This window comes from Streptomyces hundungensis (genome assembly GCF_003627815.1).
GTDB lineage: Bacteria > Actinomycetota > Actinomycetes > Streptomycetales > Streptomycetaceae > Streptomyces > Streptomyces hundungensis_A.
Genome location: NZ_CP032698.1, coordinates 267,563 through 293,708 on the forward strand (window position 1 = coordinate 267,563; position 26,146 = coordinate 293,708).

At 69.6% G+C, this 26,146-nt stretch carries 21 protein-coding genes; 10 read left to right on the forward strand and 11 right to left on the reverse strand.

Annotation, left to right across the window (positions count from 1 at the left end; translation table 11 throughout):
* Positions 1–197: 197 nt before the first annotated feature.
* Entirely contained in the window at positions 198–791 is a 594-nt protein-coding gene (locus DWB77_RS01335; protein ID WP_120719502.1) for a DUF4291 domain-containing protein, read from the reverse strand.
* 916 nt (positions 792–1,707) lie between these two features.
* On the opposite strand from DWB77_RS01335, the gene DWB77_RS01345 reads away from it, so the two are divergent.
* A complete protein-coding gene (locus DWB77_RS01345) occupies positions 1,708–3,291 on the forward strand; it encodes a hypothetical protein (RefSeq protein ID WP_120719503.1) in 1,584 nt (527 codons plus the stop codon).
* Positions 3,292–3,465: 174 nt separating this feature from the next.
* On the opposite strand, the gene DWB77_RS01350 is transcribed toward DWB77_RS01345, so the two are convergent.
* Both DWB77_RS01350 and DWB77_RS01355 read right to left on the reverse strand, forming a co-directional pair.
* Positions 3,466–4,407, reverse strand: a complete 942-nt coding sequence (locus DWB77_RS01350) for a helix-turn-helix transcriptional regulator (RefSeq protein WP_162952323.1) — start codon at positions 4,405–4,407, stop codon at positions 3,466–3,468.
* Entirely contained in the window at positions 4,398–5,789 is a 1,392-nt protein-coding gene (locus DWB77_RS01355) for a hypothetical protein (protein WP_120719505.1), read from the reverse strand. The genes DWB77_RS01350 and DWB77_RS01355 overlap by 10 nt, the downstream gene beginning before the upstream one ends.
* A gap of 41 nt (positions 5,790–5,830) precedes the next feature.
* On the opposite strand from DWB77_RS01355, the gene DWB77_RS01360 reads away from it, so the two are divergent.
* From DWB77_RS01360 to DWB77_RS01380, 5 genes are all read left to right on the forward strand, one after another.
* Complete coding sequence (locus DWB77_RS01360; RefSeq protein WP_120719506.1) at positions 5,831–7,045, forward strand: thiopeptide-type bacteriocin biosynthesis protein; 1,215 nt, start codon at positions 5,831–5,833, stop codon at positions 7,043–7,045.
* Positions 7,046–7,279: 234 nt separating this feature from the next.
* Positions 7,280–8,167: an NAD-dependent protein deacetylase gene (locus DWB77_RS01365; protein WP_120719507.1), complete on the forward strand. Its 888-nt coding sequence runs from the start codon at positions 7,280–7,282 to the stop codon at positions 8,165–8,167.
* Positions 8,168–8,402: 235 nt separating this feature from the next.
* Positions 8,403–9,512: a YncE family protein gene (locus tag DWB77_RS01370; RefSeq protein ID WP_162952326.1), complete on the forward strand. Its 1,110-nt coding sequence runs from the start codon at positions 8,403–8,405 to the stop codon at positions 9,510–9,512.
* A 371-nt stretch (positions 9,513–9,883) separates the two neighbouring features.
* Complete coding sequence (locus tag DWB77_RS01375) at positions 9,884–10,243, forward strand: hypothetical protein (protein ID WP_120719509.1); 360 nt, start codon at positions 9,884–9,886, stop codon at positions 10,241–10,243.
* A gap of 243 nt (positions 10,244–10,486) precedes the next feature.
* Positions 10,487–10,648: a hydrophobic protein gene (locus DWB77_RS01380; protein ID WP_120719510.1), complete on the forward strand. Its 162-nt coding sequence runs from the start codon at positions 10,487–10,489 to the stop codon at positions 10,646–10,648.
* 417 nt (positions 10,649–11,065) lie between these two features.
* Here DWB77_RS01380 and DWB77_RS01385 read toward each other — a convergent pair whose 3' ends face one another.
* Positions 11,066–12,556 (reverse strand): carboxylesterase/lipase family protein, encoded by a 1,491-nt coding sequence (locus DWB77_RS01385; RefSeq protein ID WP_120719511.1) that lies wholly within the window; start codon positions 12,554–12,556, stop codon positions 11,066–11,068.
* A 97-nt stretch (positions 12,557–12,653) separates the two neighbouring features.
* Here DWB77_RS01385 and DWB77_RS01390 point away from each other — a divergent pair, with 97 nt between their 5' ends.
* Together DWB77_RS01390 and DWB77_RS01395 are read left to right on the forward strand one after the other, a co-directional pair.
* On the forward strand, positions 12,654–13,253 hold the full coding sequence (locus tag DWB77_RS01390; protein ID WP_120719512.1) for a TetR/AcrR family transcriptional regulator: 600 nt from the start codon (positions 12,654–12,656) through the stop codon (positions 13,251–13,253).
* A gap of 417 nt (positions 13,254–13,670) precedes the next feature.
* On the forward strand, positions 13,671–14,501 hold the full coding sequence (locus DWB77_RS01395; protein ID WP_120719513.1) for an alpha/beta fold hydrolase: 831 nt from the start codon (positions 13,671–13,673) through the stop codon (positions 14,499–14,501).
* 168 nt (positions 14,502–14,669) lie between these two features.
* On the opposite strand, the gene DWB77_RS01400 is transcribed toward DWB77_RS01395, so the two are convergent.
* The 3 genes from DWB77_RS01400 to DWB77_RS37455 form a co-directional block, all read right to left on the reverse strand.
* Positions 14,670–15,260, reverse strand: coding sequence for an alpha/beta hydrolase (locus tag DWB77_RS01400; protein ID WP_120719514.1), 591 nt, complete (start codon positions 15,258–15,260; stop codon positions 14,670–14,672).
* Between the two features lie 36 nt (positions 15,261–15,296).
* Complete coding sequence (locus DWB77_RS01405; RefSeq protein ID WP_216826810.1) at positions 15,297–16,136, reverse strand: hypothetical protein; 840 nt, start codon at positions 16,134–16,136, stop codon at positions 15,297–15,299.
* A 544-nt stretch (positions 16,137–16,680) separates the two neighbouring features.
* Entirely contained in the window at positions 16,681–18,504 is a 1,824-nt protein-coding gene (locus DWB77_RS37455; protein ID WP_162952327.1) for a hypothetical protein, read from the reverse strand.
* 143 nt (positions 18,505–18,647) lie between these two features.
* Here DWB77_RS37455 and DWB77_RS01425 point away from each other — a divergent pair, with 143 nt between their 5' ends.
* Positions 18,648–21,242, forward strand: a complete 2,595-nt coding sequence (locus DWB77_RS01425; protein ID WP_162952328.1) for a hypothetical protein — start codon at positions 18,648–18,650, stop codon at positions 21,240–21,242.
* Here DWB77_RS01425 and DWB77_RS38350 read toward each other — a convergent pair.
* Complete coding sequence (locus DWB77_RS38350; protein WP_216826811.1) at positions 21,150–21,914, reverse strand: toxin-antitoxin system YwqK family antitoxin; 765 nt, start codon at positions 21,912–21,914, stop codon at positions 21,150–21,152. The two genes, DWB77_RS01425 and DWB77_RS38350, sit on opposite strands and share 93 nt — an antisense overlap.
* Before the next feature lie 609 nt (positions 21,915–22,523).
* Here DWB77_RS38350 and DWB77_RS01435 point away from each other — a divergent pair.
* Complete coding sequence (locus DWB77_RS01435) at positions 22,524–23,057, forward strand: Repetin (RefSeq protein ID WP_120719520.1); 534 nt, start codon at positions 22,524–22,526, stop codon at positions 23,055–23,057.
* Between the two features lie 731 nt (positions 23,058–23,788).
* Here the strand turns inward: DWB77_RS01435 and DWB77_RS01440 are convergent.
* The 3 genes from DWB77_RS01440 to DWB77_RS01450 all read right to left on the reverse strand — a co-directional run bounded on the left by DWB77_RS01440 (position 23,789) and on the right by DWB77_RS01450 (position 26,124).
* The gene (locus DWB77_RS01440) at positions 23,789–24,994 is read right to left on the reverse strand and encodes an erythromycin esterase family protein (RefSeq protein ID WP_246033341.1); all 1,206 of its coding nucleotides are present in this window, start codon (positions 24,992–24,994) and stop codon (positions 23,789–23,791) included.
* A 525-nt stretch (positions 24,995–25,519) separates the two neighbouring features.
* The gene (locus tag DWB77_RS01445) at positions 25,520–25,693 is read right to left on the reverse strand and encodes a hypothetical protein (RefSeq protein WP_162952330.1); all 174 of its coding nucleotides are present in this window, start codon (positions 25,691–25,693) and stop codon (positions 25,520–25,522) included.
* A 14-nt stretch (positions 25,694–25,707) separates the two neighbouring features.
* Positions 25,708–26,124, reverse strand: coding sequence for a hypothetical protein (locus tag DWB77_RS01450; protein WP_120719523.1), 417 nt, complete (start codon positions 26,122–26,124; stop codon positions 25,708–25,710).
* Positions 26,125–26,146: the final 22 nt, after the last annotated feature.

The window sequence follows — 26,146 nt, forward strand, 5'->3', positions numbered from 1 at the left end:
TCGAAGACCACAACGCCCTCATTTCTCACGAACACCTGAGGCCGGCAGCATCTGAACCGCCGCCCGAACCGGCGCACAAACGCTGCCACTTGAAGGGTTCTGGCTCAGGTTCTGAGGATCGTGAACTATGCGTCACAACTGACCGTGGTTCTGGGCTCGCTAAGCAGGAAGTTTGTGATCCCAGGGGCGGGATCGGCTCAGCGACTCAGGTGGGTCAGAAGCGTGTCGGCCGACGGGTAGGGGCGTTCGGCGGGAAGGAGCTGCCGGGCGGCATCCAGCGCCCCGTCCCTCACATGAGCATGGGTCGCATGCGCGAGTGCGGTGACGTCGTTGATCGAGACGATCCACTCCTCCGCGTAGCGCTCCGCGGCCTCGCCGGCGAGGCCGAGTTGAAGAGAGCGGTGCGGAAGCGGCTGTAGGTGTAGATCGCGTTCGGGATCCCACTGCACTCGGGCCGGGGCTCGCTTCAACTGGCGCTTCCAAGCCGCACAGTCGGGGTGCAGCCCGCGTTCGTAGTGGGACAGGCAGGCGTTTTTCAGGGCCCATTCGAAGCCCTCTCGGGTGATCTCGATCGCGAGGACGATCTCTTGGCCTTCCTTGGTTGCCCATCCACAGCGGTACATCATCCAGAGGAACGACGGTTTGATCCACGTCATGCGGTCCCTCTTCCAGGCCGCCGGAAAGCGACCGACTTCTGCGGCTGGTCGGCCGATTTCCGCAGCGTAGGCCTGATAGACGGTCACCGTGGAAGCCGTGTAGAGGGCGCGGATCTGATGCTTGGGTTCTGACACGGTGACCAGGGTCGAGGTTGGCTGTGCATCGCGCCAGCGAATTATCAGGCCGGATGTGGCCGGCTGGGCCTGCCCGCTACTGCGCTGCTCGTACCGCGGGTCGTCCAGTAGTGACAGGGGCTCCGTGCTGCGCGGGCAAGAGTTCCGCGATGAATGCCTGGGCTCGTTTCTGGATCTCCTGGGGATGGGTCGGACGGCCAAGTGCGTCATCAACCTGTCCTCCGACAGGCCCCCGTCTTCGCCGAGATGTTTCGCGTCCTGGCGCCGGGCGGACGGATCGGCATCTCGGACGTTGCCGCCGGCGACACCCTCATCCCGCCGCAGCGGGACGAACGCTGGAACTACGTGGGCTGCATCGTCGGCGCCCCCTCCTTCGCCGAATACCGCGAAGCCTTGCTTCGGCCGGCCTCACCGACATCGAACTCACCGCGACCCATGCCGTCGCCGACGAAATGCACTTGGCCATCGTCCGAACGGCCAAGCCCACCACCGCGCCCATCGGCAGTCCCCGCCTGTGCGGCACTGCCGCTGGCGCAGGACAGCACCGGCAGCTGAAGCTGAAGCAGCGTCCGGCTGCGGCGCATCTGGGTACGGCACGCGCGGCGCCGTGACCGGATCACCGTGGCTCGCCGGTCGGGCTCGGTCCGCAGTGAGGGTCCGGCAAACCCACAAGGAGGATGCCTGCCACACCCAACCAGCCCGCCTGGCCAAGGGCTTGGCGCCGTCCGCCCGGGCAAGGGGCGCAGGGGGTGCCCCGCCGACCGGGGCCGGGCTGGGGGATGGTGCGAGGTTTCATGTGGCGGGGGCGCCCGAACCGTGAGGCGTCGTCGAAGAGTTTCCCCGATGCACCCCGTCTGTTGGCCGCGCCCGGCTATCTTCACCTCCCCCGGTTCCGCAGCCAGGAGAGGCAACGTCCATGAGTACCCCAGTTCACCGCACCCCGGCTCCACAGGCTGCGGCTGCCCTTACGTCGGCCCGGCAGCGCGGGGAAGGGAGTCTGTCCGGAAACTCGCTGGAGCACGCCTTCCTGCGGATGCAGTCCAGTGCCGGCAATCGGGCCGCGACTGCCGCGGTGCAGCGCGCCCGGGGCATGGACAAAGGGAAGGAGAAGGGGAAGGGGGAGGTGCCGAAGGCCGGAGGCGTGTCCGCCGGCGCGAAGAAGAGCTATCGCGACGAGATCGCCGGGCTTCTGGACAGGTTCAAAAAGAGTCTCGATCCCATCGACACCTTCATCAAGGGTGTCCAGACCCCTACCAACGCGGGCTTCACCCAGCAGGCCGCCGCCGCGGCCAACGAGGGTCTCAAGCACTCCGTCGCCGCCTCGGGGACCTCCGCCGCGTCGGAGAACCTCCTCACGGAGGCCACCGGCACCCTGGTCAATGGCATGGACGCGTACAAGAACATGAAGGACGCCAAGAAGCACAGGACCGGGGCCGGCCACCACACGGCGCAGAAGAAAGCCAAGACCAAGGGGGCCGACACGGTCATCGGAGCCGCCGGTTCGGCAAGCTACAGCGCCGGCATCGCCAAGGAGGTGACCAAGCTCCACAAGGCGGCGGATGCCGCGGTGGCGTCCGAGGCGAGCGGTATCGCCAGCGCCTCCGTCGGCGCGATCAAGGGAATACGGGCCGCCTTCCGCGTCGGCGGAGCGGCCAGCAAGTACAGGAAGGTGAAGGAGCTCGGAGATCCTCATCTTGTCCACGCGCAGTCACTGGCCCGGTTGAACCAGTCACGGGAGCAGGCCGAGTGGGCCGCGGCCGAGGCCTACGTCGCGCTGGATGCCTACTGGGACCACGAGGGCGAAGAACGGCTGGAGCTCGTATCCGAAGCCATCGACGCCGCCTGGGAGGCAACGGGCGAAGCCCGCGCCGCCGCCGAGAGCCTCCAGCGCGCAGAAAAAGACGTGGAAAAGCTGAACTCGGTGCAGGAGTACGCGAAGAAGAAGCAGCTCACCAAGATCGGCAAGGAGACCATCGGCGGCGCCCTGGGCGAATCCACCAAGGCCGCCGCTGGCGTCGTCACCGCGGTCGCGGCGGGCACAGCCGGGCTGGCGAGCAACCCGGTCGGATGGGGCCTCGCCGGGGCCGGGGCCGGCCTCGTCCTCGGCGTCACCCTCTACAAGGCGCTCCGCGCCGCCACCAAACGCTACGAAGAGGCTCGCCACCCCGAACACTGGGCGCCGGAGAACGAGACCCCGGCCGAGGCCTCATCCCGCAGCGAATCGCTGAAGCATGCCCTGAAGTTCTGGCAGAAGGTGTCGAAGGGGGAGCGCCAGGCCATGGCGCGCGAGATCTACGCCCTGGCAGCGGGCCCCGACATCACAGGCGCCGGCAGCACAACCGCCGAGATGAGGGACTCCGCACGAGCCCTCCTCAACGCCCTCAAATCAGGCCCCGCCCACCACAAACTCGACCCGGAAACCTGGGCAGACACCCTCAACGACCCGGCCAAGACAACCGGCTGGATCAAGGAGATAGCGGAACAACTCGCGTCAGGCTGACCACAACCATGGGACCGTGTCACGGCCCGCCCGATCGTCACGAGCGAGCCGCCGACCGTCACAGGGCCGTGAACCGTCGCGCGTGCCGGCCCTTCAATCCAGTGAAATCCATTGAAATCCAGTGCGACATGCCAGTACGCGACGCCAGTGCCAGGTGTGAGAGCCGGCGGCCCCTCAAGCCAGTACGAGATGCGCAATCTGGCGCCGCGAGGTGATGTTGAGCTTCGGGTAGATCTTGTACAGGTGATAGCCCACCGTGCGGGGACTGAGGAACAGGCGTGAGCCGATGTCCTTGTTGGTCAGGCCCTGTGCCGCATAGCGGGCGATCTGGAGTTCTCGCGGAGTCAGTCCTCGGCCGTTCGCGGGCGGCTCGGTGTCGGGTACGCCGGCCGCGCGCAACTCCATGTTCGCCTGTTCCGTCCACGGCTCCGCCCCCACAGTCAGAAAGTGCTCCACCGCTTGGTGGAGGTGGCGGCGGGCGGCGGTGACGTGGCGGTGGCGGCGCAGCCACTGTCCGTACAGCAGGTGTGCGCGGCCGGTTTCGAAGCCGGAGGTGCAGGGGGCGGCCAGGGCGTCGGCGAAGTGGCGGTCGGCGTCGTGCGCCGTGGCGAGCAGAGCCCGACATCGGTGCCATGCGGCGCGCAGCGAGGGGGCGTTGAGCGGGTCGGCCTGTTCCTCGAACTGCCCGAGTGGCGCCGCCGCCCGCTCGGTCTGTCCCACGCGGACCAGCGCTTCGACCAGGTCGGGCAGCACCAGCCCGCTCAGCATGAAGTGTTCGGCGGTGCCGCCCCGGGTGATGACCTCACTGAGCGGGCCGACGGCCTGCCGCGGTCGGCGGCCACCGAGGGCGTCCACACCCTGGGCCCAGCGTGCCAGGGCCGCCGCGGAGGCGGCCCGGCGCGGGACCGACTCCGCCAGGGCCGCTTCCGCCAGCTCCCGGCAGCGGGCGGAGTCACCCTGAGCCGCGGCCACGTACGCCAGCAGCGCCTGGAGGTGGCACCGGGCGGTGAGCTGGCCGGTATCGGTGGCCAGGGTGAGGCCTTGCTGGCCGAGTGCGACCGCGTCGGCCCACCGCCCGGTGACCAACTGCGCGGCCACGAACGAGGTCAGCCCCACCGCATGGCTCCCACGGCGCCCGCCGCGCGCAGGGACTCGAAGGTACGCCGCTGCCCTTCGAGGCCGGCCTCGCCGTCTCCCAGGAGGTACGGCACGAACAGGGGAGGCCACACGAGTGGTCCGAGGCAGGAGCTCGTCGGCCTCTCGTCGCCAGAGGGGCAGCTCTTCGCTCCCGGCTGCTCGGGCCCGTTCGTGGGCACGGGAGCACCTGCCATCCGGCGTAACTGGTAGACGAGTTGGGACCTTTCGGGGGTTTCCTTCAATGCGAGGTCGGCGAGCAGGTCGGCTATCTCCGTGAGCTTCGCCGGTTCGTTGGCGCCCCAGGCGGCTCGTGCCGCCAACAGCAGCGATTCCGCGGCCAGTTGGGGCGCCTTGGACCGCGCGAGCCGGGCGCTGTCCATGAGGGTGTCGCAGGCGGGGTTGAGCGCGCTGCCCGCGTGCAGCATGGCTCCGCGCACCCGGGCCACCCGGGCCCGTAACTCCGGTGCGTGGACCAGGGATTCGGCATCCTTGAGCAGCGCCCGGGCCTGGGTCGGTTCGGCCGCGGCCCACGCGCATTCCGCGGCCTCCACCAGCCACCTGGCCGTGCCGGCCGGAGTGGAGGAGAGGGTCGCGGCCCTGCGCAGCGCGCGGACCGCGGTCGTCACGCTGCCGGTGTGCCGGGTGCGGTCGGCGAGGTTCGCCAGGAGGCGGGCGAGGGAGTCGTCGGGACGGGTGGCGTAGGCGGCCAGGTGCCAGACGCGGCGGTCGTCGCCCGGGTCCAGGGCGTCGGCGAGGGCCCGATGGGCGGCACGGCGACGGCTCGGCGCGGCGTTCTGGTAGGTGGCGGAACGTGTCAACGGGTGGCGAAAGCGCACCTGTTGGCCGTGCAGGGTGATGAGTCCTGCCCGGGCGGCGCCGGTCAGTTGGTCCATGGCCCCGTCCTCGTCGCCGGCGGCGCTGAGGAGGGTGGGGAGGTCTCCGTCGCGTTCCGCCGCCGCGAGAAGCAGGGGGAATCCGTATGCGGCGACCCGGCCGCAGAAGATCTGCCGTACGCCTTCGCTGAGCGGCAGTTGGTCGGGCAGTGCCTGGATCCCGGTCAGCTGATCGTCGCTGAGCGCGGACGGGAGTTCGGCCAGGGCCATGGGGTTGCCCTGGGCCTCGGCCAGCAGGCGCTTGCGCACCGAAGGGGTTGCTCCGGGTGCGTACTCATCGAGGAGGCACCTCGCGGTCGCCGTGGGCAACCGCCCCAGCCGCAGCTCCCGGGCGCCCGCGACGCAGGCGGGCACGTCCTCGCCGTCGGGGACGGAGAGCACCATGGACACCCGCACCGATTCGAGTCGGCGGCTGGCGAAGGCCAGCGCGGCTGCCGACGCCGTGTCCAGCCACTGCCCGTCGTCCACGAGCCCGCTGGCGCCTCGATGACCGCCTGTGCCCAACCGCCATGGCCGAACCGCGTTCCTGGGCAACGGAGTTCGCGTCCTGGGCCGAGCGGTCCGGCTTGCCGCGCCGCGTGCTCCTCGGTACCGGCGACCAGCGGGTGGAGATCGATGCGAGCCGGCCGGCCCACGTGGAGCTGATCCGCCGGGAGGCGGCGCGGGGGCTGCCGCTCACACTGGAGGAAGCACCCTTTCTGCCCGGCCCGCAGGGCCCCGAACCGGGGGACGGCTGGCTGACCGGCCCGGCCGGCGCGTACACCAGCGAGGTGATCTTCCCTCTGCTCACCCGGCCACCGGTCGCCACGTCCCGCCCGGGACGGCCACAGCCCGCCGAACCGCCGCACCTCGTGGGCGGCCCCTGGCTCTACGCCAAGCTGTACGTGGCATACGAACGGCACGACGAGGTGATCGCGGCCCACCTGCCCGATCTGCTCGCGCGGCTGGGCGGCAGCGTCGACCGCTGGTTCTTCCTTCGGTACGGCGACCCGGACCCTCATCTGCGACTACGGTTCCACGGCCGTGCCGAGCCGCCGGCACGCGAGGCGCCGCCGCGTCTGCACGCCTGGGCCGCCCGGCTGCGAGCGGCCGGGCTCCTGCGGCGCATGGTCGTGGACGAGTACCGGCCGGAGACGGCCCGCTACGGCGGCCCGCAGGCACTCGAACTCGCCGAGCGGGTGTTCCAGGCCGACAGCGAGCTGGTGTCGGCCCAGCTCTCGGCGCTGCGCGACGGCTCGCTCCACGGCGATCCGGTCGTCCTGGGCGCGGTCAACCAACTGGACGCCCTGCGCGCGATGGCCGGCCCCGAGCCCTGGGCCCCCTGGCTCCTGGCGCGGTATCCGCGCGTTCCGCACACCGCGTCCTCCCGCAAGCGGCAGCGGATCCTGGACCAACTCCTGGACGAGACAACCGACTTGCTCGCGCCCGGTGCCCCTGGCCCGGCCCCTGCCCCCGCCCCGACGCTGGTGCGTCTCGTCGGTCCAGGCCGGCTGGCCGCGGCCTCGACGGTCCGCGCCGAAGTCCTCGTCGAGTACGGGCGCGTACTGCGGGGTCTCGGCCGGGGTCTCAGCGCCGAGGAGGGGCGGGCCACTCCCCTGCCGTCCGTCCTGCACCTGCACTACAACCGGGCGGTGTGCATCCCGCCCGCGGCGGAGGACACGGTTCTGGCCCTGGTCCGCAATGCCGTACAGGCCCGCCTCGACAGACGGGCCCAGCAGCCCTGACATGGGGGTGGGGCTCCGGAGGAACAGACGGCCCCCGGATCTTCGCGCTGGGCGCTCGGGGGCGGACAGGCGCACCCGGTCACCGCGCCGGGCCGCTCATGCGGGGCGGTCGCCGGACAGACGACGCCGGTCCCGCGCCGGGCCGCTCACGAGGGCGGCCGAGGACCACCAGCCGACTCCGGTGGAGCCACAGGTGCCTCGGTCCCCGCCGACCCGTTCCGTACCCTGGAAGGCATGCGCATGCGTCCCACTCTCAGCTGGACCCCCACCGGAGAGGTCCCGCCCGGCACCACGGACGTGGGACCGGTCACCGACGCGCTGAGCAGCGGGGGCGTACTCGTGCTCAGCGGGGCGGGGCTCTCGACGGAGTCGGGCATCCCGGACTACCGGGGCGAGGGCGGAAGCCTGAGCCGGCACACCCCTATGACGTACCAGGACTTCACCGCGAGCGCTCAGGCCCGGCGCCGGTACTGGGCCCGCAGCCACCTCGGCTGGCGCACCTTCGGCGGGGCCCGCCCCAACAGTGGGCACCGGGCCGTGGCCGCCTTCGACCGGCACGGTCTACTCGCGGGAGTGATCACACAGAACGTCGACGGCCTGCACCAGGCCGCGGGCAGCGAGGATGTCGTGGAGCTCCATGGCAGCCTCGAACGGGTCGTCTGCCTTTCCTGCGGCGCGATCAGCCCGCGCCGCACGTTGGCAAGGAGGCTGGAGGAGGCCAACGCGGGCTTCGAGCCGACGGCAGCCGCCATCAACCCGGACGGTGACGCCGATCTCACCGACGAGCAGGTCCGCGACTTCCGGGTGCTGTCCTGCACCGTGTGCGACGGCATCCTCAAACCGGACGTGGTGTTCTTCGGTGAAAGCGTGCCGCCGCAGCGTGTCGAACGCTGCCGCGCGATGGTCCGCGAGGCGTCGGCGCTGCTGGTCCTCGGCTCTTCCCTGACGGTGATGTCCGGTCTCCGATTCGTCCGCCAGGCGGCCCAGGCCGACCGGCCGGTGCTGATCGTCAACCGGGATCCGACCCGGGGCGACCAGTACGCCGTCACGCGCGTCGCCCTCCCCCTGGGCGCGACCCTCACCGCCGTGGCGGACCGGCTGGGTGTCACGGTCGACAAGTGAGTCCGCCGAGCAGGCGCGCGGAGGGGTGCCCCATCCGTGTGCCGATCGACGGGGCGGCGGGGCAGTGAGGCGACAGGGCGGCGGGAGCCGGCCACCTGCCGACCCCCCGCCCCCCTCCCCCGCAATTGACCGGTTGCCGCCTTGGCCGCCGCCGCAGCCCGGCCAACCACGGACTCCCGACGTAACCTGGCCCCGCCATCGCGACGGTGTGACGGCGACGTCGGAGGGGGTAGCCGTGAAGTCCCTTGCAGACAGAGCCCGTTGGGCGCTGATGCTGTTGTGCGTCGGCCTCCTGGTGGGCACAGGCGCGGGCGTGGCAGAGGGCCGCCCGCACCCCGGCACCGAGGGCGTCACACGTCTGCCGTCGTCCCAGTACGCGGTGGCGCCGCTCATCAGCACGGACGGCACCAGGGCGTACGTCCCGTCCATCGACGACGTCGGTACATCGCTGGACGTGGTCAACACCCGGACCGGAAACGTCACGGCCCATGTCCCCACGAGCAGTGACCGCTGGGCCGGGCCGCTGCTGTTCAACGCCGGGGGCAAACAGATCTACCTGCTCACCATCGGGGCCCTGAAGGTGTTCGACACGGCCACCAACACACTGCGTTCCAGCTTCCCCATTCCTGATCAGCCACGGCCCGCGGGGTCGAACCCCGGATCCCTGACGCGCATGGCCATCAGCCCGGACGGGGCCTCCATCTATATGAACCAGACCGGTCCGGACAACGGGGCCCAGAGCACGGGACCGTCCCGGATGCTGGTGTTCTCCACGGCGCGGCGGGCGTTCACCGCGACGGTGCCGCTGCCCGGTGAGAGCCCGCGCGCCGTCGTCGTCCGGCCCAACGGCAAGGACGTCTACGTCAGCGGCGACGCCGGGCTGATCCACCTGGACGCCTCGACGGGCGTCCCGACGCTGGTACGCACCCTCTCGGCGACCGGCTTCGTCGACGAACTCGCACTCACTCCCGACGGCCGCCGCGTGTACGCGCTGAGCAAGCCGGACGGCCACGCGGTCCTGGTCGACCTCGACAGCGACCAGGTGCTCACCACCATCGACTTCCAGTCGAACTACCAACCGGTGCTGAGCCCGGCCGTCAGCCCTGACGGCAGCAGGTTCTACGTGCTCGAGGACGACCAACGCAGCGAAGCGAAGGTGCTGTCCTACAAGACGGCGACCAACACCCGCGTCACCCGCGAGACAGTCACCGGTCTGGCCATGGAGCACGGGACGGGGCTGACCCTGGGCCCCGACGTCGAAACGATAGACGGCGAAACGATGTACGTCACGGGTGTCAACTATGCCGAGAATCCTGGGGCGTTCCTCCAGATCGTCCATTTCTGACGGCGCCGCCCGACCGCGCTTCGGGTCGAGGTCCGTGGTTTGGTCCGTGGTTCGGCCCGTGGTTCGGGCCGTGGTTCGGCCCGTGGTTTGGTTCGTGCTCGCAACCGGCCGTTGATGCCAGCAGGCGCGGGTAGTCCGTGCGCGTCACCCATTCCCGTATGTGCCGACCCCATGGGCGCTGTCGGGGCGAGCACCTGTCACCGGCATCCCCCGGAACAGCCTTACGCCCGGACGGGGCGGTGGAACCGGCCGGGTCCGCGCATTCGGCGTAGGAGCGATGGCCGAGGTGGCGTTCGTGGCGCACGGTGTGGTTGAGGGCGTCATGCCTGTCCCCCTGATCACCGCCCTCTCGAACGGAGAACAGTCTCTAGATGCGTGCCACATGGACCGCTGCCGCCCTGACCGCAGCGCTTGCCCTCACCCCGGTCGCTTCGGCCGCCGCCACCCCGCGTCTCGGGGCCGACACCCCGCAGCCGATCACGGCGCCGGCCCCGCCCACGGTGCCGCCTGTGGCGGCGATCCCGACAGGTCCGGTGGCGGACCCGGTCGCCCAGGCGAAGACGGAGACGCCGACGGCACCACAGATCACGCCGTCCGCGCCCGCCGCTGACGGAGGCACCGGTGGGCTGCTGTCAGTCGTGACGAACCTGGTGAGCACCCTCCAGAACGTGCTGTCCAGCCTCACGGGGGGACTCTCGTCGGCCAAACCGCCCGCGCCACCGCACGCTTAACGGGCACGCCCCACGAACTGGCCGGTCCCTTCGGCAGGAGTGGCCGACGAAGAGGCTCGAGCGTCGCCAGGCCTCGCCGCAGGAGGCGCGAGCCTTCGCTGTCTCCTTCATGACCAGGACGGCGCTATGCGCGGCACCGACAGGAACGAAGAGATTTCCCGGCTAAGAATTTTATAAACAAGCAGGTCGACGCTGTGTCGGGCGGATCGATGGGGGCACTCGATGGCTCGGAGGTTGATAACTATGGTTCCCCTGCTTCTCGTTCTTCTGCTGGCTCTGATCCTCTTCGGCGCGGGATTCGCGTTGAAGGCCCTGTGGTGGGTCGCGGTCATCGTGCTCGTCGTCTGGCTGATCGGGTTCGTCGCCCGCCCCAAGGGAGGAAGCGGTCGCTGGTATCGCTGGTAAACCGGCACAGCCGCAGCATCAGTAACCAAGGTGGGTGCCCCGCGCAAGGAGCGCGGGGCACCCACCTGTTTGGCATGTGCAGCGGCGTCGGGAGTGCGGCTCATCACCTTCCGGATCGTGGGTACGGGCTTCACGTGGCCGTGGCGCGGTGTCCGCGCAACGGGAACCGCGCCTCCAGGAGACCGCGCCACGGCCCACCCGGCCGGATGAGCCGGTTCTCCACGGCTCACGCGCTGTGTGACTTGCGGGGCCGCCGATTTCTTCGCGGGCGCTTTCGCGGTGGCCTTCTTGGCAGCCGTCTTCGATCCGGGCCATGTCCTCAAAGGGGTCGGGGTTCTGCCCGGCCGTACGCCAATTCTCGCTGCACCGATGGCAGGTGAGTGGCGGCGCCGCAACGGTAGAGGTCGAGCCTGGCCGTTACGAGAGATCGAAGGGCGCGGGGAAGTGGCCTTCCCAGATCTGACGGGATGCCTGTTCGGGGTAGGGCAGAGTCTGCGACTCGGTATCCAGGACGCGGGTGAGGTGCCCGCCGGGCCGGTGGGCGGGCCAGCCCGCGTCGCCGGTTGTGACGAAGCGGACCCACGCGTCCTGGAGTTCACGGGAGAGCGCGACGGCCTCGGGGGTGGGCTCCTCGCCGATGAGCTGGGCGCTGGCGGGACTGTCCAGCGTGCCGAACGCCAGGGGCACGTCGAGGCTGTGGCAGGCGCCCAGAATGCCGCCGAGGGCCGGGGCGACCCAGCGCAGCTCGAACAGGTAGGAGGTGCCGCCGGCTACGGCGTTCGCCTCGGCCAGCTTCTGTGACGGCATGCGGAAGAGGGCGTCGGAGTACACCGTCTCCACCAACTCCTCCGGGCCTGCCTGCGGAAACGCGGCACGGTAGGCCCGCGCGCCGTCCGGCTGCGGGGCGTGCAGTTCCAGGGCGGCGTGGGCGTCCTCCTCGGTGAAGGTCCCGTACCGTCCGCTCATGACGCTGAAGTACCGGAATTCGTCCCGGGTGTGGCCGACGAGCAGTTCGGTCCCGCTCGCGCGCCTGCCGGTCAGCGCGGGCCAGGGCGTTTCCGGGAGGACCTCGCCGTCGATGACGGGGCACAGCGCGGTGCCGGTCTGCGCGAGGCGTCCCCAGCTCTCCCTGTACGCGTGGAGCCCGGCGTTGAAGGAGGTGAGCTCGGCGGCCAGATGCCATGGGTCGATGTCGCGCAGGGCCTCGGCGGTGGGGGCCGCCGCGCCGAGCCGGTCCGCGAACGCGGCGGTGACCTGCCGTGCCAGCGCGGGGGTGCTGTGCAGCCCCGGCACCGAGTGGGCGATGGCCCGCCGGAACAGTCCGCGTGCGGACTTCATCGTCAGCAGGGCGGCGACCGAGCCAGCCCCGGCGGACACTCCCGCCACGGTGACCTGGCATGGGTCGCCTCCGAAGGAGGCTATGTTGCGCTGCACCCACTCCAGCGCCGCGATCTGGTCGAGGAATCCACGGTTGGGCGGCACGTCGTCGAGGAACGCGAATCCCTCCGCGCCCACGCGGCAGTTGATGGTCACCACGACGACTCCCGCCGCGGCCAGCGCTGCCGGGTCGAGCATCGGGTCGCTCGAGGCCGCCGAGAGGTAGCCGCCCACGGGGATCCACACCAGCACCGGCAGTCCCGCTGCGCCGGGATCCGGAGTGCCGACGTTGAGCGTCAGCCAGTCGGTGCCCTGGCGGGGCACGTCGATCGGCAGGGACAGCGGCACCATCGGGCCGAACTCGACGGCCTGCCTCGTCCCCTCCCATCGGTGCGGCGGCGCGGGCGCGGCGAAGCGGAGCGCTCCGACTGGGGGCTGGGCGTAGGGGATGCCGCGGAACACCGCGTGCCCCTTCCGCCGTCGCCCCTGCACCACCCCTTCCGCGGTCCGCACCTTTGGCTGTTCGGACATCGCGATTCCTCCCCTAGGGTGAACCCACGATTACAAGTCATGTGTATTATGTCAATCGTATTGGGGTGGGTCCGCAGTACGAGGGAGAGGCCTGCGAATGCCGAAACAGGTGGATCACCGCGAACGCCGCGAAGCGATCGCCCGCGCACTGTGGCGCGTGGTGGAGCAGCGCGGCGTCACCCAGCTGACGATGCGCGTGGTGGCTCAGGAGGCGGGCATGTCACTCGGGCAGTTGCAGCACTATTTCGCCTCCCGGACGGCCATGCTCTCCTTCGCCATGGACTTCGCATCCGAGCAGACCTCGACGCGCATACGCCAGGGGCTCGAAAAGCTCGGCGACCGTCCGCACCCCCGAGACCTACTGCGACTCACGCTCGCGGAAATGCTCCCCCTGCATGCCGACGCCCGGGCGACCAGCCGGATGAGCGCCGCCTACGTCCTGGAGGCGCTGCACGACGAGGCCGTGCACGAGCAGGCACACCGCGGCCTCGTCATGGGGCGGGCCCACGTCGAGCAGTTGGTCCGCCAGGCGATCGCCGACGGACACATCGACTCCGGCCGCGACCCGGCCACCGAGACCAACCTGCTCCTCGCCCTCACCGGCTTCACCCCCCTGATCGAACTCGACGTAATCCGGCCCCAGGACGCGCTCAACGCGATCGACGCGCATCTGGACCGGCTGTTCATGAGTACGTGACTGTCCCGGAGACAAGAGCAAGTGGGGGCAGGATGCCGCGCCCTGGGGGGATCTGCACGGTGGTCGCGTCGCTCGAGCGTATTGCCGCCGATCGAGACAGCGCCGACCCGGACGCTGCCGATGTGCGGAGGTCACCGCGGTGGCCGCGTACGGGCGCACCGTGTTGGACAAGGCCACCCAACCGGGGCTGCCGACGGGCGCCCGGGGGCGATTGACGCGCCACGGTACGAACCGAACGAATAGCCCGCCCGGAGCTCGCCTCCGCCACCTGCGGTGCACGCCGACCCGACGGCGGCTTCCGGCACCATCTGGGGCCGCCGGCCGCCGATCACCGATCACCGGAACCCGCAACGAGTAAAGCGTCTGCCCGGCTCACTGGGCTGCCTGGGAGGGAAACGCAAGTGAAAGAGGCAACGCATGACTGACTCGTCCAGCGCACGGCACACGGCGCGGGCCGATCCCGTCCACGTCACCGTCTGGGGTGAGGACAACGTCGAAGGGCCACCTGCCGTCTTCGTCCACGGAATCCTCACCTGGGGCGATGACGATCGCTACGGATTCGCGGCACAGCGCCCGTTGGCTGACCGGTACCGGCTGCTGCTGATGGACCGCCGAGGGTACGGGCGCAGCCCCGATGTCGAACGCAGCGACTGGGCAGTGGACGCAGAGGACATCATCGGGCTTCTGGGAAGCGGCGCGCATCTGGTCGGGCACGCCTACGGTGGCGTCGGCGCGCTGGCCGCCGCCGTGCAACGCCCCGACCTCATCCGCTCGCTCACCCTCATCCAGCCCGGCGCGCTGCGGCCCGCCGAGCGCCACCCCGTCGTCGCCCAGGCGCTGGCACGGGCCCGCACGGCAACCGCGGCGCTACCCGCCGGCCTCACAGCGAAGGAGTTCCTGCGGGCGGCCACCGAGTCCGTTGGCATGGCCACGCCTGAGGCCACTGCGTGGCGACTGCGTGCCGCGGCCTCCACAATGACCGAACTCCCGTGCTGGGACGCGGACATCCCGCTCACCCCGTTGTCCGATGCCCGCTTTCCGAAGCTGATGATCTCCGGTGACTGGGAAGGTGCGCCTGAGCAGTACCGGAAGTACGCCGGGGAGCCGCTGATCGCCTGCGCCAGGCACATCGCCGAGGCCATCGGGGCCGAGCACCTCACCGTGCCCGGCTACTATCCGCACGTCCAGCAACCGCAACGCGTCAACACCGCGCTCGGTAAGTTGTGGAGCGGGACCGCGCACGCCTGATCTTGTGGCCTGCCCCGCGTCTCGCGTGTGGCGCGGGGATGATGAGCCGAAATACGTGACCTCTGCCGTGTGAGCAGAAGCGTGTGCTCATGCGGCCCAAGGGAGCCGACCGCCAAACCCGGCTCGCCTGCCCGGGGCTGGAGATCGGGACTTTCTTGTTCAGTGCCCTCAGTGGCCGAGCGAGCCAATGAAGTGGTCCAACCGAGAGACGACTTGCCGCAAAACGTCAACGGATCCTGCGGCATCGTCCGCGAGTTCCAAACCATGGTCGGCCGAAGGCACTTCCAGGACCTCGTGCCGCAGGGACGCGGTGAGTCGTGAATCCCACAGCTTGTCGGCGCTTCCACCGATGAGAAGGGTCGGCTCCGTCGCCCGCTGAAGAGCTGCGGCGACATGGTCGCTGGTCAGAACCGGGGTGAGCCAGGCCGCCGGAATGTTCCTGTCAGCTGCGATTCCGCAGGCGAGGGAGCCCAGGGACTTGCCGATCAGCAGCCGACAGGCGCCCCCTTCGGCATCGACGGCCTCGGTGACCTCCCGCTCCACCCATTCGACCCGGTCGTTCACGGTGCACTGTGAGAACCCGTCGGGGATCTGCCACCACAACTCCTGGACCGTCCAGCCGTGCTGGAGCAGGACGCTACGAGCGAAGTGCAACAGCGGCCTGGCAGGCGAGTAACCAACTCCTGGAACCACGACCGCGACACGGTCGCGGTCTCCGTCGAAGCGGCTGGGAACGGCGAACGGGACGGGATCGGACATGGCGGCAGACTACTAGCCACATGAAATGGGGGCGCGTCAGTACCAGCCGATCAGGTCGAGGGTCTTGCCGGGGTCGGGGCCGTTGCCGACGGGTTGATTCATGTCGTCGGTGAACGATTCGAAGGCGAGCTTGGGTTCACCCGGCGCCCCGTTCGTCTTCACGAACCAGCCAGCACCGTTGGAGAGCAGGGTCTTGCTTCCGTCGGGGCTGGTCACCTGGGCGCCTCGCCGGGGGATCAGTGCCGAGGGCCGCTTGATGACTTTGCCGTCGGCGCCGAGGTCCCAGAGCAGGTCGCTTCGGCCGCCGAAGAAGGCGCCCGGGTCCATGGTCGCTTCCTCGGTGAGCTGGTCCGGAGAGGCGGGGTCGGCGGAGTACACCTTGTCATCGTTGCCCAGCGCGTAGATCCTCTTGCCGTCCGCGCTGAAGCGGGGCTGACGGTAGGCCCGCTTACCACCGTTGAAGGTCGGCTTGCCCCCGATCCTGATGCCCGGCTTCTTGTCGTACGAAGAGACTACTGCTGAGCCAGTGAAGCTGCCGACGAACAGCTCGCCGTCCTTGACCCAGGTGTACCGCTCCCAGTCCGGTGAAAAGCTGTAGCGCTTCCACGGGTTGTCCTCCGAGGACTGCGGGAGCCAGGTGCCGAAGGTCTGGCGGCCGGTCGAGGGGTCGTAGAAGGCAAGCAGGGTGAGGTTGCCTCGGGTCAGCGACGCGATTCCCTTGGCGACAGGTGCATCAAGCGCCTTCTCGCTGTCAGGTGTCGCGGCGGTCCCGGCAGATCGCTGTGCGGCCTGCCCCCCTTGCGGATCCGACGATCCCCCGGAACCGCAACCAACAGCCCCCAGAACGACCGCGGTTACCACGGCTGCCGCTCGCATCCTCGCGCGCCCGGACCAAGCCGCCTGCCCGAATAAAGGTGTCATTGCCTTCTCCTCCCGTGTGCATGTCACTGTGCCCCGCCCGCTGATCGTCTTCCACCGAAGTCGCCGACATGAGACAGGTACGCCGGCCGCGTAGCGGCCGAGCCCGCACTCCGCGGCCCCGCCCCTTCGCCGGTTGCCGTGAGGAGAAGCCGCACCGTCCGTGGGGCAGCTCATCGTGCCCTCCGGTCTGGTTGTCCGTCCCGGACGTGGAGCGTTCCCGCAGGTCAGGGGCTGATAAGTGGTGGACAACGCGGACAACGGACTGCAAGCGGCCTGCGGTGTGGATGATTCTGCGTTCCGCGGTGTACGAGCCAAGGGCCCCCTCGACAACGTTTCGGGGCTACGGGTCCCTGACGGCCACGTGATGGTGCGAAGTGGTGCTTGTCGGCCGCAGGGTCACTGCGTGCGGGGCAAGGCGAGCTGCGAGACTGCCGGGCCGGCGATGGCAACCGCAGCGGGAGTCTTCGGGGCGCGCTCTCTCGTACGGGTGCGGCCCCGGTCATCCTGCACGGTGGAAGGCGAAGGCACGGGGCTGGGAGCCATCGGGCGGGGTGAACCATTCGACGTGCATCGTGTCGGCTTGCGGCGGGGAGATGATGCGGCTGGGTGTCTGGGTGCAAAACCCGGCGGGCTCCGATGCGGTGACCGTTTCGGGGCCGAACTTGAGGCCGTCGCCAGTGGAGGCGAGGATCGAGACGCCCTTGCAATGGTGGATGTCTCCGTCCCAGGAGAATTCCGCCCTGGCCTGTCCGAGGGGCCCTTGCTGGATGGTCATGCGCACCGAGGACGTCGGGTCGTTGCCGTCCTGGGCGCGCCAGGTGCCGAGGTACGGCGTGGGCACGGCCCGGTCGGCAGAGGCGGCGTGGTGCAGTGTGGTGGTGGTGCTGCCCGACGTCCAGGTGAGGGTGTCGGCGTCGTTGCTGCGGAGGCTGATGTCCCCGGTCGGGTCGCAGGGGCCCGTGGAAGGAGCGGTAGCCGTTCCCGGCCCGATGGTGAGGGAGGCACCTGCGGAGGTAACGGTTCCCTGGCTTTGGCACAGGGCGGTCCGCGACAGCGTGAGTACGTGGGCCACGGCGGTGCCGACCGTGCCTTCGCGCACCACTATTCGGCGGAGAGAAAGGGTGCGCTCACCGGGCTCGGTGAATTCGCCTTCCCAGGTGCCGATGAAAGTCTTCGGCACCGCCGCGGGCCCGGGCGCCCCGGCGGGCGCGTTGGGCGCCGGGCCCGCCGGGCTTGCCGACGGTGACGGCGGCGATGAGCGCAACGCGCTGGGGGTGCGGGCGGTTGCTGTTGAGGGAGAGGCCGGTGTGGAAGCGGGGCTGCTCGCGGGGCCGGCCGCTGGGGGCTTCGCGTTGCGCAGGTCGATCACGGTGTAGACCGCGGCCCCCGAGACTGTCGCAGTGAGCACCAGGGCCGCCACTACGACCGGGAGCCGTTGCCAGGAACGGCGTGGAGTTCCAGATTCCGCGGGGGCTCCACCACCGGTGCGGGGCGGACCGGCAAGGGCCGGCGCCGGTGAGGGAGCGGAGGGTAAGGAGCGGGGGGTGTCTGCCTGCACTGAGCGGGCACTGAGCAGTTGGACGGCCTCGTGCTGTTGCGCCAGTGCCGCGCGGGACACGAGAAGGATCACTGCTGCCTCCCGGGAGGCGGTCGCATAGCGGGCAGGCAGCGACTGAGTCCCTTCTTCCGTACGGCCGGCTTCTGCGGCGCCCGGGGGTACGGCGGCAGGGTCGATGTCGTAGGTGGCTGCTTCGTCGCGTACGCGGGTCACCGCGCTCTGAACGAGGCGGACCTGCACCAATCTGCTTTCGGCTTCCTCAAGGTCGCTGGCCGCCGCCATCCCGCCGGGCTGTTCCTTGGTCCCATCCAGCGGTGAGCTGCTTGTGGGCGAGAGTTGCATCTGGAGCCCAGCGATGACCCCGAGGAGCAGGTGAACGAGTCGCTCGGTGTCCTGCAACGTCGCGGTCGCCTGTTCCACAGCTTCCCTGGGTGTCACACCCCGGTCGGATGCCGTCTCGTTCGCCGGCGGCACGGGCCGCTGCGCGGCAACTGCCGCGGCATGGAGGCTCTGAGCGTCCTCCCAACGTTGGATGCGGGTGCGTTCATCGCGTACTAAATCGTGGACCAGGCGCTTGAGTAAGTGCAGATGAATCAGCTTGGCGCCGGAACGGTATTCACCCCAGCTCGTCTTGCTGATCTTGTATCGCTCGGCCAGCTCCCGGACCGTGAAGTCCTTCGTCAACGCCCGCACGAAGTTCGCCAACGCGTTGGCCTGCTCGCTCTGCCCCTTGGGGCCGCCTTGCGGACGGCCTGCCTTCACCACCCCGAAATCCCCCCGTCGTTGTCCGCGTTGTCCCCTGTCCGCACCGCTCCACCTGCGGACACGCAAGAACGTTGTTGATGGACAATCAGACCAGGTCACACCGTGGGACTCCAGCGCTTCCCAGACAAACCCTGGAGCATCCCGTGATCCGTCTCCTGTCCCGCAGTCGCCCTCCATCCCCGGCCCGTAAAGGCAAGCAGCCCGCGTTCCTCAAGCGGATCAGCCTCATCGTCGCCGGCGCTGTAACGGCGGGCCTGATGTCCACCCTGCCCGCAGCGGCCGACCCCGCAGGCCCACCGGTACCCCTTGCATCGGTGGCCGCCACCGGTGACGACCAGGTGTTCGCGCTCGCCGCCGACCACAGCGCCGTCTACCAGTGGAGTGGGCACGGCACTGACTGGGTCAAGGTCGGCGGACCTGCCCAGGACCTCTACGCCGGCGGCGCGGGCCTCTTCGCCACCAACCCCGACACCCACAAGATCCACAAGTACAACGGCACACCCGACCAATGGACCGAGATCGGCAACCCCGGTGCGGAGTTCGCCGTCACGAGCGACCACCTCTACGGCCTGAACCCCGAACGCACCGCCGTCTACGAATGGAACGGGCACGGCACCGACTGGACCAAGGTCGGCGGACCCGCCCAGGACCTCTACGCCGGCGGCGCAGGCCTCTTCGCCACCAACCCCGACACCCACAAGATCCACAAGTACAACGGCACACCCGACCAATGGACCGAGATCGGCAACCCCGGTGCGGAGTTCGCCGTCACGAGCGACCACCTCTACGGCCTGAACCCCGAACGCACCGCCGTCTACGAATGGAACGGGCACGGCACCGACTGGACCAAGGTCGGCGGACCCGCCCAAGACCTCTACGCCGGCGGCGCAGGCCTCTTCGCCACCAACCCCGACACCAAAGACCTCCACAAGTACGACGACGCCCCCGAGGTCTGGAGCCAGGCAGGCGGGCCGGGTGCGGACTTCACCGTCAGCAATCAGCATGTCTACGGGCTGAGCCCCGAGCGCACCGCGGTCTTCCAGCGGACCGGCGACGGCACCAACTGGACGGCCCTCGGCGCTCCACTCGCCTCCGCACCCGCAGCGGACCCGGGCCCTGCGGCCACTTCCCCGGCAGAGGCCGCGCCGGGGTCCACGGAAAAGCCCGCACATGATGGGGATACAGCTCCCGCGCAGGCCCCGGCCGTCCAGAACACCGGACAACCGAACACCGGCCCCCTGCTGTCGGTGACGGCGAAGGATGATCTGTACGCCGTGGCTCCCGATCACAACAGTGTGTGGAAGCGGGACGGCGACCACTGGACGAGGATCGGCGATGCCGCCCAGAGCGTGCACGCCGGAGCAGGCGGCGTCTTCACCCTCAGCGCCGAGGGCAAGGTCTACCGGTATGCCAAGCCCGACCGCTGGACCGAGATCGCTGACCGCACCATCGATCTCGAAGTCTCCGGCCAGCACGTCTACCGGCTCTCAGCCGATCGCTCGTACGTCTACGAATGGTCTGCGGAGGCGCCGTCCGGCTGGGTGCAGCTCGGCGGGCAGAACGGGCAGCCGCTCGGCTGGTACGTGAAGGAGATCTACGCCGGTGCCGCCGGCCTGTTCGCCGCGAACGCCAATGACGGCAGCATCTCCTGGTTCGACGAAGCCAACTCCCAGTGGCGTCGGGTGGGGGGTCCGGGGGCCGCCTACGCTGTGAGCGACAAGCTCTACGGTCTCACCCCCAACCGGTCCCAGGTCCTTCAGTGGACGCGCGAGGGCGAGAAATGGACCGTGGTCGGCGGCCCGGCGCAGGACATCTTCGCCGGTGGCGCGGGCCTGTTCGCCACGCGTCCCGGCACCGGAGACGTCTACCGTTACCAAGGCACCCCGGACCAGTGGCTTCAGGTCGGTGGTCCCGGAAAGGCCTTCGCCGTCAGCGGCAAGCACCTGTACGCCCTGTCCTCGGATCGCCCCACGATCTCGCGGTGGAGCGCCGAACAATGCCTCTGGACGTCGCTGGGGCTCCCCGAGGACAGTTCCTACGAGCGCGCGCGCCAGACCGGTTTCACCGCCCCCGTCCCCACGGGAGCCACACGCGTAAGGATCAGCGGCAGCCCGGGAAACGACAACGGCATCATCATGGCCCGCTTCTTCATCCCCACCAAGGAAGCCGCTATGGGCATCCTGCATGGCGACGACCGCCCATTCTCCAACGACCCCGGGGAACCCGGATACCGCATGGCGCTGTTCTGGGACACCGCCACCGGGGCGGCGACCTTCACCGTGCTGCCGTCGACGAGGACCACAGCCGGACGCGTCGCAGGCATCCTGGACGGAAACTTCCGCGCTGAGATCCCGGCCCGGCCGATCGTCATGGGCTCCTTCGGCAACGTCGCGAAAATGCAGCGCTCGGCCGGGTGGCTCAACACCATCGAGTCCTTACGCCTGGACGGCACCGAGCTCCACGTGAAGATCCACGGCGTCAACAGCGCGCTGCCGGTCTTCGCGGTCGATACCGACTTCACCGTCAGGCTCGGCCCGGATGGCCTCGCCACCGTGACCCGCGCGGGCGACGCCTACCCGAACCTCGAAGTCCTCCAGTACCGGCCGGGCCAGTCCCCGCGCGTCCTGGCGAGGGACGAGATGGCGTCACGCGAATTGTGGAGGAACGGACTGAACGCGATCCCGACCTTCCCCGACATCAACCGCTCCTGGGTCAACGGAATCCGCACCACCGGCTGACCACCCCTGCGATGGGCCGTCCCAGCAGCCGCCGGTACGGCCCTCCACCGGCCCAGGCCCGACGTCAGCGGAATCGCGTGCACGCCCCCCGAACGCATCGACCAGATCAACGGCCGGCTCGAACGGGGCGAAAGACCCCGCGAAGACGACCACTTCCGACGGCCGACCGTTGGCGTGCCAATACCGCCACTCACCTACCGCCGCACCCGTGATGGCCACGCCCTCGGCCCGCTTGGTCCCGTCCGGCCACCACTCCTGCTGCCGCCCGTGCTCGATGCCCGAGCAATAGGTGCCGAGCAACTCGGTGTGCCCGTTGTCCGCGACTTCCTCGACCTCCCCGGTGAACAGTTCCCCTGTGTGACAGGTGCGTCCGCACTCGTCCAAGTAGGTCTGATCGCCTTTGATACGCATCGCCCGTACCGAAGTCGGCGTCGCCCCGGGCAATTTCGCCGGAGACTCGGCACCACCACGAGCCTCGGTGGTGGGGCCTGACTCGCGCTCGGGGGCACGCTGCCCGCGCGCTGCGAACTTGCGCCTGAGCTCTGCGCGCCAGCGCGCGGCGTCGCTGCCGTCCAGTTGCCCCGCGAAGGCGGCGCGGGCGGCGTCGACGAGTTCGGCAGGGGCCTCCGGACCATACTTGGCGATCTCCCACAGCGCGTCATCCGTAGCCATGTCGAGCCCAGTGCAGGCCCGCAAACCCTGGCCACTGAGATGCGCGGTGATCGGCTGACTGAGGACCAGTTGACGAGGACTTTCGGCGCCGTGCTGGAAGAGGTGCCCGCCGTCAGCGCTCGCATCCAGCCGAACGATCGTGACTGGAAAATGCCGAGCTCCCCGCGGATACCGAGAGACCTGTCCGTATCAAGTTCAGGGCGGGTGCCTCGCTCGGTTGGTTCGCCATTTCCGCGTCGGTCGTGGACGGCGTGGGCGGCGCGACTACGTGAGTGATGAGATCCGTCCGAGGTCGTCGCCGCGGCTCCCGTTGAGGAGGGCGGAAGTCAGCCAGGAGATGAGGAGAAGGGATCGGACCAGGAGGGCACCGCCGCGAGGGGTGCTTCCACAGGAATGACCTCTTGCAGTTGCGGTCCGGCCGGACAGCAGCCGTTGCGAGCCGGTACGCGACCTGGGTCGTACGTGCGACTCCCTCTCCAGGCGCATGCCGCGGACGTCCCTCCGCCAGGAGGGGGAACCCTGTTGCCGCCTGCGGCGTGATGTGGCGGGAGCGCGGAGCCGGGAGTGTGGAAGCCGTCCGATCGACTTACACACCACAAGAGGATCGCTATGAACCGCCGTATGAAGACCGCCGTGCTCGGTGCCGTGCTCCTGCTCACCGCCGCTGGCGCGGGATCCGCCGCAGCGTCCGGTGACGACCGCCGGGAAGCAGCCGCGCTCACCGGCACCGCGAAGCTGAACCGGTCGGCCGGGGACGACATCACCTTCTCCTTCGACGCGCATCTGGCGACGAAGGACACCGACGATCCGCTCAAGGCGACGGGGACCTTCCAGTGGAGCCACTACCGCGGCGGCCAGGGCGCGTGGGCGAAGGCGAAGGTCAACTGCCTCGTCACGGGCGGCAAGGTGGCCGTGGTCTCCGGTGTCATCACCGACTCGGACCTGCCGGGCGCCAAGGGAAAGCAGGTCGGAATCACCGTCCACGACCTCGGGAGCCACGACCGGCTCGGCTACAGCTGGGCGGCGACCGGCACGCCCGTGGAGAGTGGCGACATGCCCAAATGCGTGAGTTCGGCGCCCTTCGAGAAGGTCAAGGCGGGCACGGGCGACTTCACGGTCGTCCCATGGCAGCCGAAGTTGTAGACGCCGTCCTGCACGCCGGCGGGGCGTCCGGAACACCCGATGGCGCAGCCGCCGCGCGCCGCAGGCGACGGATTCCGGGCTCGTCCGCGGCGCCGTTGCCCAGGCGCCATGAACAGCGTGGCGGCCGGCCTGTGGAGGAGGTCGTACGCCTTCCGCGTGCCCCGGAACCAAAGACATTCTCGCCGCGGCGTTGTCAGTTGCGGCCGACGAGGGCTGCAAGGCCTGCGTTGCGTCTGGGGTAGTCAGTTGCCCGTCGTTGGGTAACGGCTCCGGGGCCGCCCCTGCGCGGATGCTCGTACTGCCATGCGCCGAGGGCCGCGGCAAGGACGTCGCCCCATCGCGTTTCGATGCACGGCCTGGGGCTCCCGCTCCGGGTGCCCAGGCTCGGGCAAGGCGACCAGGTGCGGCGCTGTTCTTCCTGCCGGGCCAGAAAGTCGCGGGTGCGCATGGGGGACGACGGCTAGGACCGGAACGTCACCTTCGTACGGTTCCGGCGTTTCAACCCGCACTGCGCCAAGGGTTTTTCGCCGAAGGCATGGGGGCCCGCGAAAGCCGGCCGCCTCGGGTCGCACCACTCGCCCTCGGTCGGGGGCAGCTCGTAGCCGTGGACGCCCTGGTAAGCAGGGATGTCCGACTGTTGGGCCGTACCCGTGCGAACGGCGACGTTGCTCCGCGCATGGCTGCCGGAGTCGGACCTTTCCGGGGGGGTCGGCCAGGTCCGGCTCGCAGTGTTACAGCTTGTCAGCGGCCCGCACGCTGTGGAGGTGGACCAGGATGTCGTAGCTGGTGCCGAGGGCGTTCAGGAGGATCTGGTTGGTGGGGTACTGGGTCCCGATGCTGTAGGTCGGCCGTGGCGTGGCGAACCAGGTGCGGGCCGACGCGGGAATCTTGCGCAGGTCGGCGTAATAGTCGCGGTAGCGGACTCGATCGAGCGTGTACTCGTTCGTGCCGGTCTCGGCCGGTCCGACGGCGAACCTCTTCCACTCGCCTCCCAGACTCTGGTCCTTGGAGAGGAAGGAGCCGTGGTCGAACGTGGTGCCGACGGCCAGGTAGCCGGTGCCCAGGGCGTCCCGGAGGAAGGAGCCCTGGGTCTTGGGATACGTCTTGGGGTCGGAAGCCGCGTAGCCCACGTGGTCGTTGTGCGCCGACACCACGGTTTTGCCGCCGGTGCGCCGGTGCCACCACGTGGTGGTCTCCGCCATCACCTGATCCCGGTAGCGCTCCATGGCGGTCAATGACTCCTGGTCGCGAGGATCGATGGTCAGGAAGGTGTAGGTCTGGGCGATGTTGCGGGCGTTCTGAAGCGCGAACTCGAAGTCCGCGCCGCCGCGGCCTTTCTGCTCCTGCATCAGGTCCAGGACCTGGCGCGCCCTGGCCGCGTTCTCCTGCCGTTCGATGAGCGGGCGTCCCAGGTAGGCGATGGCGTCGTCGAGTGGCCGCACCGCCGTGAGCAGCTCGTTCAGACGCTCCGTGGTCTCCGGACGGTTTTGCCGGACGTAGCTGGTGACCGTGTCGAGGACCCGCTGGTCGAGTCTGGGCGCGCCGATGTCGTCTCCCAGGAAGTGGACGGGACGGTCGGGGTGTTGACGGTTGTGGTCGCGCATCCACTGGATCAGGACGGCGAATTCCGATCGGTCCCAAGGGGAATCGGCCATGACCTCGTGCACGACCTGCCGCGCGTCGCGGGTGTCATCGCGGTTCTGGAGGTAGTCGTCGATCTGCAAGCCCGCCGACCAGCTGATCTCCAGGGCGAAAGTGGTGAACCCCTTCTGCTCGACGAGGTAGCGGAAGACGCGGTCCTTGAGAGCGAAGAACTCGTGCGAGCCGTGGGTGGCCTCCCCCACGCCGACCACCTTGGCGCTCCCCACCATCGTCCCCAGCGCGCGTAGATCTGCTGTGCCGGAGCCGGGCTCCGTGGTCCGCAGCGGCTGAGCCATCCAATCCAGAACACGGACGGGGTCGGACGCGGCGGTCCGCGCAGACTCAGCCGGTGCTGCCTGTGCAACCGCCGCGGGGGCCAGTGCCGCGAGCAGGGCCACAGCCGTCGCTGCGTAACGCTTCCTCGTGCCGATCATGTGTGATCACTCCTCAACGTGCCGGGTGCCATGAGCTACACGAAGATCGTCACGTGCAGGGAGGCCCGGGCACACTGGGGCTCGCACGTCAGCCCTTACTGGGGATAACCCCAGGCCATGGCCGTCAACGGCGATCCGGTACGACGCTGTGGCCTCCGCGGAGCCAAATGCGCCCGCGGACGTTCGCGGCACGGATCGGCCGGCCGGCCAGGACGCCGGCGGCCTTCATCACCGTGCCGCGGGTGCTCGTCACGCTTGACGACCGCCCTTCGTCGTGGCGGCCGTTGACGTGAGTGTCCGGGGGCAGGCCGCAGGGTGGACTCCAGCCCCGGACTGCGGCTGCGGCCACCACCGCTGTGGGCTCTGGCACGGAGCCCAGGGCGCCGGCTAGTGGTCCGCTTGCGTGTCCGCGTCGGCCGCCGCGGCGGCCGACTCCGCGTCGCTCACCTTCTTTTCCATCTGCTGCTCGGTACCCGAAGACGCCCCGGACGGGGAGTGGGTGGGGGCGCATCCCGTGGCGAGCGCGACCGCCAGGGCCGTGGCCGCCACAACGAGCGGCACGCCCCGGCCCCGCATCACTTGGCCCCGTTGTTGTTGGCCGTGCACCAGGAGGCCACATCCTTGAGATCCTTCTGGCGCTGCTGAAGGGTCGTCACCAGGCCTTTGCGGTAGGTGAGTTTATGGTCGAGGTAGGTGGCTATCGCGGTGTGGCCCTCCTTCTTGGCGTTGTCCACGCGCTGCTGCATACGGGCCACCGAACCCAGCGTGTCCGCTCCCCCACCAAGCCGGTTCAGGGCGCGTTCGATGCGCTTCTCGCTCTTGGGCTCGCGCTTGCAGATGCTCCTGGCTCCGTCGCCGGCGGGGGCCTTCGCGGTGGCGGCCGGCGAGGGCGCCGAGTCCGCGGAGGCGCTGGGCGCGGTGACGGCCAGTACGGCCGTCGCGGCGAGGGCCGCCGCCGTGACCCGGCGGTGGCTGAAGATGGCGTTGTGCATGGCTGCTGCCTCCCTGAAGGAC

What these genes read in the sequence shown, in the direction of transcription:
- DWB77_RS01400 (WP_120719514.1), bottom strand. Translation starts at nt 15,260, where the DNA reads ATGTCCGATCCCGTCCCGTTCGCCGTTCCCAGCCGCTTCGACGGAGAC.
- DWB77_RS38350 (WP_216826811.1), bottom strand. Translation starts at nt 21,914, where the DNA reads ATGGCTACGGATGACGCGCTGTGGGAGATCGCCAAGTATGGTCCGGAG.
- DWB77_RS01360 (WP_120719506.1), top strand. Translation starts at nt 5,831, where the DNA reads ATGGCCGAACCGCGTTCCTGGGCAACGGAGTTCGCGTCCTGGGCCGAG.
- DWB77_RS01345 (WP_120719503.1), top strand. Translation starts at nt 1,708, where the DNA reads ATGAGTACCCCAGTTCACCGCACCCCGGCTCCACAGGCTGCGGCTGCC.
- DWB77_RS01395 (WP_120719513.1), top strand. Translation starts at nt 13,671, where the DNA reads ATGACTGACTCGTCCAGCGCACGGCACACGGCGCGGGCCGATCCCGTC.
- DWB77_RS01385 (WP_120719511.1), bottom strand. Translation starts at nt 12,556, where the DNA reads ATGTCCGAACAGCCAAAGGTGCGGACCGCGGAAGGGGTGGTGCAGGGG.
- DWB77_RS01365 (WP_120719507.1), top strand. Translation starts at nt 7,280, where the DNA reads ATGCGCATGCGTCCCACTCTCAGCTGGACCCCCACCGGAGAGGTCCCG.
- DWB77_RS01450 (WP_120719523.1), bottom strand. Translation starts at nt 26,124, where the DNA reads ATGCACAACGCCATCTTCAGCCACCGCCGGGTCACGGCGGCGGCCCTC.
- DWB77_RS01405 (WP_216826810.1), bottom strand. Translation starts at nt 16,136, where the DNA reads ATGCGAGCGGCAGCCGTGGTAACCGCGGTCGTTCTGGGGGCTGTTGGT.
- DWB77_RS01380 (WP_120719510.1), top strand. Translation starts at nt 10,487, where the DNA reads ATGGTTCCCCTGCTTCTCGTTCTTCTGCTGGCTCTGATCCTCTTCGGC.
- DWB77_RS01390 (WP_120719512.1), top strand. Translation starts at nt 12,654, where the DNA reads ATGCCGAAACAGGTGGATCACCGCGAACGCCGCGAAGCGATCGCCCGC.
- DWB77_RS01440 (WP_246033341.1), bottom strand. Translation starts at nt 24,994, where the DNA reads ATGGCTCAGCCGCTGCGGACCACGGAGCCCGGCTCCGGCACAGCAGAT.
- DWB77_RS01375 (WP_120719509.1), top strand. Translation starts at nt 9,884, where the DNA reads ATGCGTGCCACATGGACCGCTGCCGCCCTGACCGCAGCGCTTGCCCTC.
- DWB77_RS01435 (WP_120719520.1), top strand. Translation starts at nt 22,524, where the DNA reads ATGAACCGCCGTATGAAGACCGCCGTGCTCGGTGCCGTGCTCCTGCTC.